At 35.2% G+C, this 14857-nt stretch carries 11 protein-coding genes and 1 pseudogene; all 12 read right to left on the reverse strand.

Annotated elements, in window-relative coordinates; all coding sequences use genetic code 11:
• Positions 1–62: 62 nt before the first annotated feature.
• Entirely contained in the window at positions 63–1703 is a 1641-nt protein-coding gene (locus DET59_RS10845) for a LeoA/HP0731 family dynamin-like GTPase (protein ID WP_113969687.1), read from the reverse strand.
• Entirely contained in the window at positions 1678–3702 is a 2025-nt protein-coding gene (locus DET59_RS10850; protein ID WP_113969688.1) for a GTPase, read from the reverse strand. Before DET59_RS10850 ends, DET59_RS10845 begins: the two co-directional genes overlap by 26 nt.
• 1354 nt (positions 3703–5056) lie before the next feature.
• Positions 5057–5917, reverse strand: a complete 861-nt coding sequence (locus DET59_RS10855; RefSeq protein ID WP_181778121.1) for a lipase family protein — start codon at positions 5915–5917, stop codon at positions 5057–5059.
• A 234-nt stretch (positions 5918–6151) separates the two neighbouring features.
• Positions 6152–7732 carry a protein kinase domain-containing protein gene (locus DET59_RS10860; protein WP_113969690.1) on the reverse strand — a complete coding sequence of 527 codons (1581 nt, stop codon included), beginning with the start codon at positions 7730–7732 and terminating at the stop codon, positions 6152–6154.
• Between the two features lie 89 nt (positions 7733–7821).
• Positions 7822–8961 (reverse strand): restriction endonuclease, encoded by a 1140-nt coding sequence (locus DET59_RS10865; protein WP_113969691.1) that lies wholly within the window; start codon positions 8959–8961, stop codon positions 7822–7824.
• Positions 8962–9235: 274 nt separating this feature from the next.
• Positions 9236–10090 (reverse strand): malate synthase, encoded by an 855-nt coding sequence (locus DET59_RS10870; RefSeq protein WP_113969692.1) that lies wholly within the window; start codon positions 10088–10090, stop codon positions 9236–9238.
• 160 nt (positions 10091–10250) lie between these two features.
• Positions 10251–10469, reverse strand: a complete 219-nt coding sequence (locus DET59_RS21645) for a hypothetical protein (protein WP_181778122.1) — start codon at positions 10467–10469, stop codon at positions 10251–10253.
• Positions 10470–10535: 66 nt separating this feature from the next.
• Positions 10536–11108: pseudogene (locus DET59_RS10880) on the reverse strand (substrate-binding domain-containing protein); the annotation flags it as partial.
• Positions 11109–11272: 164 nt separating this feature from the next.
• A complete protein-coding gene (locus tag DET59_RS10885; RefSeq protein WP_113969694.1) occupies positions 11273–11923 on the reverse strand; it encodes an ABC transporter ATP-binding protein in 651 nt (216 codons plus the stop codon).
• A gap of 16 nt (positions 11924–11939) precedes the next feature.
• Positions 11940–13454 carry a hypothetical protein gene (locus DET59_RS10890; protein WP_113969695.1) on the reverse strand — a complete coding sequence of 505 codons (1515 nt, stop codon included), beginning with the start codon at positions 13452–13454 and terminating at the stop codon, positions 11940–11942.
• A gap of 1 nt (position 13455) precedes the next feature.
• Positions 13456–14235, reverse strand: coding sequence for an ABC transporter permease (locus tag DET59_RS10895; RefSeq protein WP_113969696.1), 780 nt, complete (start codon positions 14233–14235; stop codon positions 13456–13458).
• Positions 14236–14503: 268 nt separating this feature from the next.
• On the reverse strand, positions 14504–14857 hold a 354-nt coding region (locus DET59_RS21875), incomplete at its 5' end, for a hypothetical protein (protein ID WP_220154061.1).

The raw sequence follows: 14857 nt of genomic DNA on the forward strand, positions 1-14857 counted from the left end.
AGGGTCAGACACCTTATCAACATAAATCTGACTATTAACTAAAAGAAGCTTTTTCTTTTTTCTTATATAGCCTGCTTCTCCTTTTTAAGTTGCAGTAAACTGTTCTCAATATCTTGGAGAACTTCTTTATTTGTCTGATGAATTTGAGCGATGTCTTCCCTCAGTTCCCCCTCTGATTTGTTTAGAGGGAAATAAGTTTCAATATAGTTTTCACGCGTGAAGGTGGAGTTAAATTCCTTAAATAGGGAATCAATTTCTTCAAGAATAGTTTCTCGTTCTTTTTTCAGTTTGTGCTCGGAGATCATGTCTGTAATAGCAGAAATTCCGTCGAGTAGTGCTGGAAGCCCCTGAAGGAACTTGCCAAATTTTGCAACAGCTTTGCCCCATTTCATGGCTTGCCACGGCTTGAATTTAATTGGCAGCTTGGCCATATCCCTCACTTTTATAATTGCTTGGGATAAGGTTTTAGAGGATTGGGATGCGAGCTTGGAACCAAGTTTTGCTCCTGCCTGTCCTGAAAATTTAAGTAGTTTGCTTTGTATGTCACTATGGAAAGATAAAGAAGATTCTATACTTTTCAATAGGTTCATCTGCTCATGGAAAAGGGATTCAGTATGCTTTTGGATGATAAGATTTATTCTTTCGCTAAGGATATGCCCCTCTGCTCCAATTTTGACTTGTACTCTATTTTTCAAATGATCTGTGTTTGTGCAGGAGTTAATGACTGAAAAAACATCTTCCCTCAGGTTTAGGATTTCCTCCTTGATATTTCTATATTTCATGATTATATCTCTGCTGAATTTTTCTATTTTTTGATCCAGATCCTCTAGCTGATGGCTGCTTAATTCAACACTTTTCTTTATATCGTCCCGTGCTGCTTCCAGCTGGCAGATGGATTGAAGGATGGCGTCTTTAATTACGCTTATACCTGCATTTCTCAAAAGCTCATTCTTGAATTCTTGGATGAACATATCAAGTTCTGTTACAAGGGTATCCATTCTGGAAAGTCTTGAATATTCGGGTTCTTCGTTAAGCCAATGCTCCAGCCCCATTCCGTATGGATCTGCTGACACACAGATGACTTTCGGTTGTTTTTTCACATTGACAATACTATTGATTGTATCGACAACGACTTTCTGTTTAATTTCGCTGTTACGGTTATAATCCATTTCATCATCTAGGTCTGCAACCTCATCCATCTTGTTGATGACAAACAGAGTAGACTCTGCCTTTCCTAGATCTTCGAGCAACCATTTAATAGTAGAGTGGTGACTATCTTTTAATGGATTAACTGGATCGATGGTATAGATGATCACATTCGCTTCGGAGATATATTTCTGTGTCCGCTCACTATGAATCATATGTTCTGAAAACAGTCCTGGAGTATCCACTATATAGAAATCATCTTTATTTTGATGATGTTCAAGACGGAAGATTGATACTTCATCAGTTGTTGGTTCCGGTGAGATTTCAATATCCGAACGCTTGGTAAGAGAAGAAAGAATCGTTGACTTTCCATCTGTAAAAGCCCCAAACATGGCAATGATAAATTTTTCCTTCTCCAGGTTTCCAATTGATGTCTCGACCTTTTCGATCAGTGCGGAAACGTCGATATCGTACTGGTCGAAGGTAAAAAGTTTTTCTTTCAAAGATTGTAATCGTTCAAGCAAATCCTGTTTATCTGTTTGAAAGGTTTTCGCCATTTTTCATTCTCCTTACTCCTTTGATTGCAAAGCTTTCATCGGTTTTTTTATAGTAGTCAATCAGGTTTGAAAAGGCTCGGTATGTGAACTCCTGAGGGGATTTCAAATAGAAATAGCCCTCCTTTTGATCAGGATAAATGTTTACCATCAACACACCTACATTGGGGTATCTATCGAGCTTATTCAAACGATAAGATCTTGTTGTTGCGGAGGTGGCTGCTTCCCCTATAATCATTCCCTGAGCGAGTTTTAGGTCAAAGTAGGCAAATTCAACGGACCTTTCCTCTATATTAGCTACCATTGATTTACCAATTTCCACTTTAGAGTGAGCCAGGTCACTTATTCTATCATTCATGGAGAAGCTCAATTTCTCAACCTCACGGATAAAGTGGTCCACAGTTAACAATGTGTTTTGGATGCTCCTATCCAGGTTTTTAAACTCTTTATCAGTGTTTGCTCTTGCTTCTTTCTTGATCTTTTGAACCAGATTTCGGATTTCATCATAAGCCATGCTTTTTGCTTCTCTTTTGCGTTTATTAGGATCACCGAAAAACCATTCCCATATTTTTTTCATAAGACTGATGACACCTGTGATGATGCCAAGAACAGGGTTAAAGACAAAAGCTACAATAATCCCTATTACCGAAAATCCCAAGTCAAGGATCTGTCCAAGAACATACTTCATACCGATCTGCATCTTGCTAATGATATTGCTGATATTGAAATCACTATTCTTATAACCTGAGAATTTAAACTCTAGATCCATACGTCGCTGAAGTTGGATCATATTTGATTGTATATCTTCTGTTAATTCTTTTATGATTTTATCCAGAGAGTCTTTAGTTTCTTCCTCAAATCTGGCTTTCTCGCTGTGTAACTCGCTTTTGATCCTTGTTTCTCCCCATTGGTTGTCAATTCCATCATATATAATCTTTTGCATATTGCTCTGCATCTTATCCACTTTAATATCGATGAGATTGAGAACATTATTTTGGCAGGACCTGACAGCATCACGTGAAGAATCCAAACATTCTTTGATTTGAAACTTTAAGCTTTTGATCGTTTCATCAAAGCCTTTTTTTCCCTTTAGGATTCTGCTCGTCACTTCCTCTAGGCAACTGAAAAACTTGTAAGTATTGGAGATGGCGATTTCCTTAATACTGGACTCGGATAAATGCTCAATCAGACCTTCGATTTTACTAAGATTACTAAATTCATAGGCATTGGTGGGCGAACCAAAAATGGTTTTCATTTTTTCTTGATCTCGTTTCAAGTCATCTCTTAAAGGACTGCCGACTGATAAAAATCCAAGATGGGCATGCACGATTAAGTTGTCGACATAATGGTCTCCCAATATTTCACTGAATTTCTCCTTTGTCCTCTCTTCTATTAATTTTAAACTGTTATCGGTTAATCCTTTTTTTAGGATATACGGGTTAGGTTTTGAACGGACATTTATGATGGAGTAGACCTTTGCTTGGTCCTTTAAATAGGATTTTATTTTTCTTAACGTCTGCTCCTCAGGCTCTTTATTTGTTCCAATGACATAAAAGACGACATGGGACTTCTCGACACCCTTCTTGATCTCCGATATGTATTTCCTCTCATTGCCTTCAATGCCCGGCATATCAAGCAGGTTGACGTTTTTTAACGTTTTATTCGTAAGCGACTTCGTATAATCCTTGCTTCCGTCCCCGATTAGCCGTCCGTTTCCACGCTGAAGCGCTTCAATCAATGTACTTTTCCCTGCATTTGTCTCTCCGAAAAAAGATAAGTTGAAGGTCTCCCACTCTACATTTCTCATAAGATAATTTAAATTCTGCTTAATCTTATTAATGCCGTGTGCAATATCCCCGTTAATTTCATACAGCATATCCCTTAATTGCTCATTCTCTAACTCTATTGATGACAATTGGTGGAACTCCTCTAACGTCTGTAATACGTTTTGAGCTTCTTCATAAAATATATCCGAATAACTGACCTTCGCTGTCTCGGCCACTTTTGATCCCCCTTCTAAATCATTCCTATGAACCTATTATACCCTCTTCCTTATTAAGGAAAAAGAACTAATTATAGTAAAGTGCAATTAGGGTGCTTGTAAATCCACACATAAAACCTTGACCATAACTTACCCTATTGTTAAGGACATCTCCTCCTCACCTAGTAATAATTACACTCTTCCAGGTGCTCAAACCAAGCCTCTGCCATATGAACCCTTCGAACGAGCTTCACTGCAAGAAGGATCTGACCCCATTATCCCTTATGTTATTTAACGTTTAATTCCTAAAGGGACTTTTATTTTCAGAGATTGCAACTATAACAATTGAACTTTTTATTAGCTCAATACCTCGTATCTCTCTTTTCAACGGCTACAATGTATTAGCATTCTATAGAATTTACTGTATAGATGATCGCATATAGAGCCATATATAAAGCTCGTGTCCCTCAGACCAGAGATTTGTCGCTCGCTTTCTTCAGTATCTACATCACCGCAGACTCTCTTGCGTTAAGCTACCGCTACTTCCGCCTTCACTGTACGGGACTTTTCCCCAACAGATTGTACCCATGCTGGGCGAACATACAAAGGGAGATCTGGATTCCAGATCTCCCTTTCAATTTCAAAAAATACATTTCTTTTTGTGAAAAATGAGGTCAGAAGACCGTATTGTCAGTTGGCATAGGCCGACTGGGGAATGGGGCGGTAATGACGAGTAAAAAGTTTTAAATAATTTGAGATGCTCAAGTCACTCTGCATCATCTAAAATAAATTAGGTAGTAAGGTGTCCAAAAACCACTAAATGGGACAAGGCTGCAGCCTTGTCCCTTTTCAACACTATTCGCAGTGAACCTAACACTCACTCTCTCACCAGTTCCCCCGCTGTTCTAATGTATCGGGGTCTGACCCCCATCTCATTAACGCCTTACCGTACCGAGGGTCTGATCCCAATACTAAGATTGTTACATTGACTACAGTGTATCCAATGTATAACAATTACTAAAAGTTGAATAAAAAAGCTGGATATAGATTCAATGTTTCATTACTAAAAACGAAACGATTAGGATTATTTTGGTGTACGAGAAAGTATCCAACATTATTTTTCGACGAAGAAAAATATTTAGAAGTTAATCCAATTACCGATGCTTTAAATAGCTCCTTAGATATCTAAACCAGGACAAACCCCCAGTTTATTAAAGCTTCACTTAACCGAAGGTCCAACCCCAAAATCTTTCGCTTATCTGTTCTTTTTAAAAATGTATTACAATCCAAACTATATTAAACTATCTAATGCTTTATCTAACTAAATAACTTTAACATTAAGGAGAAATATACTTAACGAATTACTCTATGATTTTTATAAAAGATTAATCAATCTCAATTTATATTGCTCTATCGAATGTTCTTTACCTACTTGTCTAATTCTTTTAACCCATTCAATAAGGTTTTTTTTATCTCTAATATGTATAGGGGTTATGCTTTCATTATTGAGAAGATATTCAGACAAAGAATTACAGTAACCAAAAATTTTTGGTGGTAAAGATGGCACTATATCAAACTCATTAAGTATATGATGTGGACAATGTGAACTTATAGTGATTTTATCTCCATATCTTGGCATACCAAAAGTGAAGCATTGAGTTTCTCTTTTCAAACATGAAGAAAGTGAATACAAAATTGAGGATAGAGCTCCCCCTAAAGAATGCCCTGTAAAAATCACTTTAGTAGATTCAACTGAAAATTCTTCTATTTTCAAAAAAAGGGCATTATAAACTTTTAAAACTTCATTGAGGAACCCTGAATGATACTTATTTTCATCATCAAAAAAAGTCATTTTCATTTTTCTTATATTAATATTAACAAACCAATCATATAATTGGTGTGTACCCCTTACTGAGATAAATAGGATGTTTTTAAGTTTAATACCAATAATAATCATTTTATTTTCCTCAATAATAAAGTAATCTCTAAAATCAAGGGCAAGTAATAATTTATTAAAATTTATGGATTCTCCACTCGAAATTATATTTTGATATTCAAAACAGGGAACAATCTTAACACGTTTTATTTTGTCGATTTCATATTTAGGTATATACTTATATGCTAACTCTGATAAGAGACATGTAACATACGCTTTTTCATTTGAAAAGTTATTATTATTCCAAACGGATTTATGGACTGCTTCCCATATGGAGTAGTACTCTGATTTATTAGACATAGTTCTCCTTCTATCTTTGTGCATAAAATATTGGTAAAGAATGATCAACAAATTAGGATACATTAATTCACAATCTATAGTAGATTATGCTGTATCAATAAAACATCTGAATAAAATAGCTCTATACTGGTATACGGAAAATTGGGGTCAGACCCTCCGATACATAGAGACAAAATGCCAAATTTTTCACCAGGGTTTCTAATAAAATCATAGAAGAATATGCAACGCCTTGACTTATTCTTCTATAAAGATCCCTAATTCTTTTCTTACTTCTTCATCACACATTACCCTAATTCTTTTCAACTCATTAATAAATTTTTCTTTGAAAGGATCTTCATTAGCAATATTCCAAAAATAATCTCCTAATATCTTGTGATTATAAATATACTGCAGAATTTCCATATATTCTCTAAATTCTTCTGAGCAGAACTTAGAGTGCCTTCCATCGTACGTATTTTGGATACTATTATATATAGAACCTTTTGGTACGATTAAAAATGAACCATCAAACCTGCGAGTAACACTAGAGAAAGTTACCCCCTCTTCCTCTCTATAAGGCTCATATTTTCCTTTACTATTCACTATTAAATCCTCAGATACAATTCTTTCAGCAGATTGGTATTTCTGATTTTCCATCCAATCTTGTAATTCTATAACTGCTTGTGGAAAAATTGGCTTTATTTTGTCAAACTCTAAACGAAAGTAGCTAAACTCAGGATCGTTATTTGGCAGTTCCCATATCAACCTTTTCACTTTAAAGACCTGCACCATATTAAATCCAAAATTTATGGAAACCATACCATTCTCTATATCATCGAAAAAATCAATGTCTATTAAATCCATGCCACCACCTTCATGTATAAACGTATGATTAAAGTTTGTAATAGATATTTGCTTAAGAATTTCAACTACTTGACTTCTTTCTTTCCATATAACTGTACTTGGTTTTGTCTGCTGAAGAACGTTTTGTTCTATGAATCTCCACAGACTTTTGCTTGATTCCCCCTTATCGTTAGATATTCTTTCCCATTCAAGTAATCTGTTTAAGAATTCTTTTATATTTGGTCTTTTATCAGGATTTTCGGCTGTTGAATCTCTTAAAAGCTTATACAATTCCACCAAGTGTTGTTCAGGGTACTTAATGTGTAAACGATTATTTTCGAAATAATTAAATTGCCCATCAAATGCATATTCTTCACCCGTAAGTACTACCCAAAGAGTTTTTGCAAATGAATATACATCTGCTGGTTTAGGATCTGTTACTAATAATGGAATTCGCATCTCTGGTGCCATTGTTTTTCTATTCCCTAATGCTTCTTTTGCTCTAGTTAAATCTTCTTTTTCGGGATAATCTATTAAACCAAAGTCGCCAAAGCAATATTTCCCTTGATAATACAATATATTCTCTGGCTTTATATCACGGTGAGAAATATTTTTATTATGCAATTCACTTAGTGTTAAAGCTAGGTCTTTAAAGATAGCTGTTAATTCATAGATATTTTCAGAGGATTTGACCATTTCTTCTAAAGGTACAGCTTTTGGCATAACAAAAAAGTACTTCCCAGTTGCTTCGCACGGTAATTCATAATTATACACTGGAATAATCCCTTTCTGCCCATTTCTATAAAGCTCATTTACTTTAATAGCCTCTGTTTTAAATCTTTCTAATTTTAGTTTAGAAAATTCACCAGTAACTTTTTCAATTTTTGAAACTTTCACTGCAAATTCTTCGTCCGATTTATCTCGCATAAGATAGACCCAACCATTACCACCTTCTCCAAGTTGATCTATTCTTCTATAATCTGAATAAGTCATTTATTTATCTCCTTTTAATAAAACATAAAATTGTTACTGCCCTACTTCATTTGGTTTAAGCTAATGCACTAGGGACATACACCAGACTTTTACTCACCTTCAAAATAAGAAAAATCCACTTCTTTCACAACAAACTTTTTCTTGTTACTAACCCCAATATTATTTTCTATCATCAACTTAGCTAACTTCCTACCATCAATCAAAACAATTTTCTTAACATCTACCAATCTTTCAACATATTCTTCAGCTGCCTTTGAAAAGTTAGAGGTTGTTATGAAAATACCTTTTTTGGCACCTTTTGCGTCCAATGCCCCTGAGAATCCCATCACTTCTGGACTTCCTACTGTATTTTCCCACCGTTTTGCTTGAACATAAATATTATCCAGGCCTAATTTGTCTTCTTTGATAATGCCGTCTAAACCACCATCATTGGTCCTTTTAGTAACTTCCCCATCACCATATCCCATTGAAGTTAATAACTCTACGACAATCGTTTCTAACCTTCGCCAATGGGCTTGTTTAAGGTGATCGATTAAATCTTTTATTAAATCGGACTCAATTTCTTCGACTTTCTCTTGAATGGTTTCAAAAGGATCAACAACTTTTTCAAGCTCCTCAATTTCATCTTCTTTTTCTTTAGAATTATCATGGAGAAGTTCTAAACCTTCTTCTGTGATTTGATATGTATATTTACTTACCTCTTCGATATAATCTTCTTTCTTGAGTGAGTATCTTGCTGACCTCATTCTATTGGCAAAAATAAACTCTTTACCATCGGAATAGGTGATGTTTAATTGCTCCTCTGATAATCCAAGTTGATCAATAACTCCGTCGTTTATCATAGTCGTGGTATAAGGTTTTTTATCCCTAAGAACATTTAATAAGGGAATTAAAAGTTCCTTTTGAGCAGGAAGAGAATTAGCAATTTCCTTGTCATGATACTTAAAAGATATATTGTTTGTTATTAAATCAGTGGTTTCTTGTTCTGTTTTTGGAATGCCACTCTTTTTAAATATCTCCAAAATTTCGTTCTTTGTAAGACCATTTTCGCTTAAGAATTTTATTTTAGATAAAACATCAAATGACTCATCACTAAAAAACTTCTTTCTGCCATCTTTCTTCACTGGAATAAACTCTGAAAAATATTTTATCCACCATCTACCATTGGCTTCTGACCACCCTACTTTTTTTGATAAAGCAATTTGAGTCATATAAAATGGTTTTTTCATGATATAACACCCTCAGAACATTTTAGTTATATTTTACCGTAAAAATAGTTGTTATTAGTAAACTAGTAAATTTCAAGAAGTAATATCTTGATCAAGTTGCTCCGCTTCCAGTTAGCGAGAGTAAAAACGGGGTCTGACCCCAATATCACCAAATAAGGTGTCCAAAAACCACTAAAAGGGACAAGGCGGCAGCCTTGTCCCTTTTTAACACTATTCGCAGTGAACCTCACACTTTCTCTCACCTTATATGTGCCGGTTCCCCCGCTGTTCTTATCTAAGCACGCAATAATGCTCCATTTGGTTCTTTTAACTCTTGCTCTACTATTTGATTCATCTTAGAGAAGTGGTCCAGAAATTGTTGTGCCAGCTCTTGTTCCTTCGTGTCACTTTTCAATGAAACGATGTCACGCAAAATCTGAGCCATCCACAAATTATCGAAATATCGGTACTTGCCTGTATTCCATGTCGTTTGTTGAGGGGATTTTTCATTGACATAGTACTTCCAGAAAGGCATCTGTTTCGATTCCTCGTCTGTCAGTTGGAGTCTGTAATGGGAATGGGCAGGAATATTTCCATCTTCACAAAATTTACCGATGAAATGATCCTTTACCATATAGACACCTAATATCCGTCTGTCTTTTTCAGGCATGCCGGGATCGACTGCTGTCAGCAGGACCGCACTGTTTTGGTGTAAGCGACTGGGCTTGTTTGGCTTACCCTTTTTAGTACCACTTTTTATTTCACCAGAGGAAACCGTCCAATCTGAAAAGGAGCTACTCTGTTCTTCTGTATCGCACCTGTAAACCATCTGCGATTCGGGATGAAGTTTATGATTTTTCATACTTTTTTCATGCCCCACTCGAAGCTCCTGGTTTCTTCTTTGCCGTGCCTTTTCCTCTTCTTTCTGCATTTCTTCCTCTTTGAGTTCCATTTCCTGCTCGTGTAAAATTTTTTCAAGTGAGTTGGCAGCACTTTTATCATGTAGTTTCAAGTGCTGTCCAAATGCATCCGGGTATACAAATTTTTTATTTTCCGAGGCGAAATGGATTTCAACCACCGTATCACTATGATTCACGATGCTTCCCATACCAAACCGCTCATGTGTAACTTTCTTATTGATTAAATTCAATATATTAGTCCTCCTTGTATAAACACTCGGGTACTATTGCCTAAAAAGCTCACAAAAACTGTTTGAATTTCCCTACGGAATAAATAAGATATTTAATTAAACGTTCAATACAAAAAATCAACAGGTGATAATTATAGCATTTTTTCAAGAAAAATACAAATTAGATGTTGACAACCTGTTTTATTGCGAGGTAAAATAAATTTTTGTTTAAATCTTGATGATTGGTACAACCCTGATTTTTTTCATTTAGCCGGTCAATCCCAGAGTCTTCAAATCCCTTTTTTACAGACATCTCCATCCAATAGTTATCTAAAAACAGGACGACCCACAACTCATTTGGAGCAAACGCAAACAAGAAAAGGTGAATTCTTTTCTCCACTACTTTTATCACCAAAGGAAAAAACCTCATTCGTACAAATGCACGAATGAGGTTTACCACCACAATTTATTCTGAAGAGTCTTCTACGTTCTCCTCCGTCACCAACTTCAACGGCACCGGAATCTTCTTCTCTACTTTCTTACCTTGCAACACATCAGCCCCAGCCTGAACGGCCAGCTGACCAATCTTCTCAGGCTGCTGAGCAACAGTCGCAGAAAGATTACCATTACGAATGCTAGTCATCGCATCTTCATTTCCATCAACGCCAACGACTAATACATCACGGCCAGAACTCTGGATAGCCTGCAGTGCTCCCAATGCCATTTCATCGTTATGAGCGAACACCGCTATGATATCCGGATTCCCCTGAATCAGGTTCTCCATCGTATTCAATCCTTCAGTACGATCGAAGTTTGCCGTCTGTTTGGCTACGACATCAAGCTTTTCATCCGCGATGTTGTGGAATCCTGCTCCCCGATCACGAGTGGCGGATGCTCCAGGGACCCCTTCAAGTTCCGCTACTTTCGCACCTTCACCTAGTTGCTCCACCAGGTATTCTCCGGCCATTTCGCCACCCTTTTCATTATCCGAGCTGACGAGTGTGGCGACGGCTCCTTTTTCCGCTAAGCGGTCAAGGGTGGTTTAATGTGGAATGATCCAATTTAACTTTATGCATTAATCTAGAAAAACGCACTTTCAAACTAAAGACAAATGAACCTTAACTATTTCCGTTTTTCTGTCCACTTTTCCAATTGCTAGGTTTGGGGTCTGACCACAAGATTCTGCACTCTTTTAATGGAGGATTAAACTGTAGCAACACTAACTGCTTCCAGATTATACCCATTTATTCGAAAAACTTCATCACAAAGAATATCTATATCTTCTTGATTATGACTTGTGACTAGGATAGTACGTCCTTCTTTTTTAAACTTTAATAATAAATTTCGAATGGTATTCACACTACTAGCGTCTAAAGCATTAAATGCTTCATCCAAAATAAGAACCTGCTGGTCTTCCATGATTGCTTGAGCGATTGCCAATTTCTGTTTCATTCCTAAAGAGTAATTCTTAACTTTTTGTTTTGCATCTGGTTGCAAACCCACTCGTTCCATTGTCTTTTTAATTTTTTCATCGCTAATTTGCCCACGGATCGAGGCTAAATCTTGTAGATTCTGAAAACCAGTCTTGCTGGCTATATATCCCGGACGATCTATAATGATGCCAAAGTTATCGGGGAATCTCTTTGACTTACCAATCGTTTCCCCTTGAACTTTAATTTGTCCGCTATCAGGAAATACAAATCCACAGATCATTTTGAATAGTATTGACTTTCCAGATCCATTAGGACCAATAAATCCATAGATCTTTCCTTTTTCTATATTTAAATCAATACTGTCAAAAAGAGTTAATCCTTTAAATGATTTACTAACATTTGTCATTGAAATGACAGACATATTTACACCTCACCTATTAAATTACTGTACTTTTTCGAAACAAGATGTTTATGATTAAAATGGCTATGGCATTCATAACCAAGAGAACTATGGTTATATAAAATGGTGAACTGTTTGCTAAGTAAGCAAACCCATTAAGTCCTACTGGCAATACTTCCCTTACATTAAATCCTGGTAACATTAGAACCATTAATATTCCAATTAGTAAAACTCCGTAAATTGACTCCTTATTAATCCAAGCCAAAATAAAAGCTACTAAGGTATAAAAACATAGTTGAAAGAAGCCGTTAACAAGAAAGTGATAAATAATCTGATTCAAAGGAGATTTCAAAAGTGATACGTTTAAACTAATATTAATATCAAATAATAAGGCGCTTAAGAATGAAATCAGTATTATTGAAATTAGAAATACTAGATTCATAAGCAATAAGTTTTTTAGCCAACTCCAAAACCACGTGAATAAACTTTGATATCGTATGATTTTATAGTAACCTAAATCACCAACCTCGTTACTCAAAAAAACTTGAACAAAGTATAAGAACCCAAAGTAAATAATTGAATAATTAAAAAACGACAAGTACATAAAATTCTCACTGCTAGTTCCTTGCAAGGCTTTTACAGCAATGTCCCATACAGATGCCTCAGGAACAGCCTTCAAGGAATTAGCTGAAGTAAAGATTGCCGTTACGCATAAAATGAAATAAATTATAATTGGAGTGTAAGGTATAATGAGCTTTTTAAAATTTTTGTTATTTATATCTATAACTTGTAAGTACAAAATTATAATTAAAAGGAGAACTACCACTACTAGATGCTCAATTATAGCAACATCAAAAGTATTAGCTGCTTTAGCTATAGAAAAATAGGTTGCTGGAGATAAAAAGGATAGTTCCTTTGGCAATAATTTAAACCCAATTATTGTACTTATAAAAACGAATGCACATACTGCAAATACTAAGTTTTTATTTCGGGTTACTACATAGAATATTGCAATGAATAAATGTAGTAGCGAAAAGGATAATATTAATAATATAACTTGTGCTATAAATGCAAGAAGAGGAGCTTCATATAAATTCACTAGTACATGTAAAGTATTTGTAACATAGTCTGATTTACCAATTCCGCTCCATGTTGATTCATACGGAAATCCAATTGTCAAAAAGAAAGACATAAAACACCACACGAGTAATACGGGAAAACTTCTAAACCAAAATTGTATCAATGAGTGATAAATCCATTTTTTAAAAGATCCTAGTCTGATTAACACTTGATAATCAAAGTCTACAAGTGTAGATTTTATAGAGTTAAATACCACTAATGGGACGACAAAGAAAACAATAAGGTACAAATCATTCATTACCCGTAAAGTAATGTCCCAATTATTAAATGATAATTTTAACTCTGTGGCACTCCCAAAAATCTCATTTTTTAACATAAACCCATAAAAGTAAAGAACAATCCCCAGGAAAACCCATTTCAACTTAAGTAAACTATATAAGTAATCTATTTTTCTCTTATTGCCTTTACGCATTTTATATTACCCATTCTTCTCGTTTATGTATGGAATATATATAGACAGCAAGAATAGCAACGAGTAGGGTTACAAATGGTATTAGTACCGTCCATAGAGGCTGTTCTATAATATTAAATGGAAAGATTGTGCTTAATGGTGAGAATTGAGGTCTCCCAAGTACACCTGAAACAAAATTGAATACATGATAATAAAGAAATGGAGCAGATAAAGCAACAAATGAATTGTTTAAAGTAAGAAGTAATACAAATGCAAAAGTGGAGAATAAAACTGCATTGATAGAAACCCAGATTGCATAGATTAAGCCATATGTTAAATCTCCATAAGATAAAAATTGTGAAAATGTAAAGTCTGGCACAGTCGCATTTTGATCCATAAAGGCATAGGACACTAAATCAAAATTCGGTTCAACATAAAGTACAAAGACACAAGAGCCAAAGACCAATAAGAATGTTATTAAACCCGTTAATACTGCATTTACTATACCCTTACATAGTAAGTACATATTTAAAGGAATTCTAGGCCGAGTATATTGAATAAAATTGTTTCGCTGTTCCTCTAAAAAAGTTGGTAAATAGATTGCAATAATAATAGCAGGAAAAAGCAAAGGAATAATTCCCGAAACCATTTCTTGGAAAACCTCTATAGGAACAAAAAACTCATAAGACCCTATAATCATAAAGAATCTAAAGACTGGAATAAATAAAATAATCATCCATATTAGTATATTTCTAATTGTAAACGCTCTCTTAAATTCGACGAATAATTGGTTTGTAAGCACACTTTTCACCTCTTAAATTCTCTGAAAAAAACGGTTCTGTTTACAAAAACCACCTTACTTTACTCCGTATACAACCTATATTACTTTAAATTATTACTATTTGCCACAGATGCTTATTCAAATCGTCACCTCATTTTGTCTAATTAGGTGATGAGATGACCTTCTATTTATACGTTAGGATTCAATTATTATGGTTTAAATAAGCTTGTAGACATAGCTTATTAGCCTTTGTCTACAAGCTGTGAGCTGATTCTTTATCAACTTTTGATTAGTTACTTGCCCAACTTCCAGTTACTCGTACATTTACTGGAGTATTAAGATCATTACTAAATTGAACTATTGCGTCATAACCAGCAGATTGAATACTTGGTAAAGAATAAGTTTTACTGTCCGTTACATCTCTACGCCAACTTGCTGGACCTGAATGACCAGTTTCTCTAGCGTCTACAGTGTAGGATCCACCAACGGATCTTGAAATTAATGTAGCGTATGCTCCACCTTTTGCTTTCGTTTGGTAATTTGAATATCCCCCTCTGTTAGGATAGATGTCGTATGATACTTTAGTGTTATAGTTAAGTAAATAACACGGAGGTCGATCAACATGGCAGGGAGAAATAGAGTA

The organism is Rossellomorea aquimaris, from assembly GCF_003315075.1.
In the GTDB taxonomy this organism is placed as follows: domain Bacteria; phylum Bacillota; class Bacilli; order Bacillales; family Bacillaceae_B; genus Rossellomorea; species Rossellomorea aquimaris_C.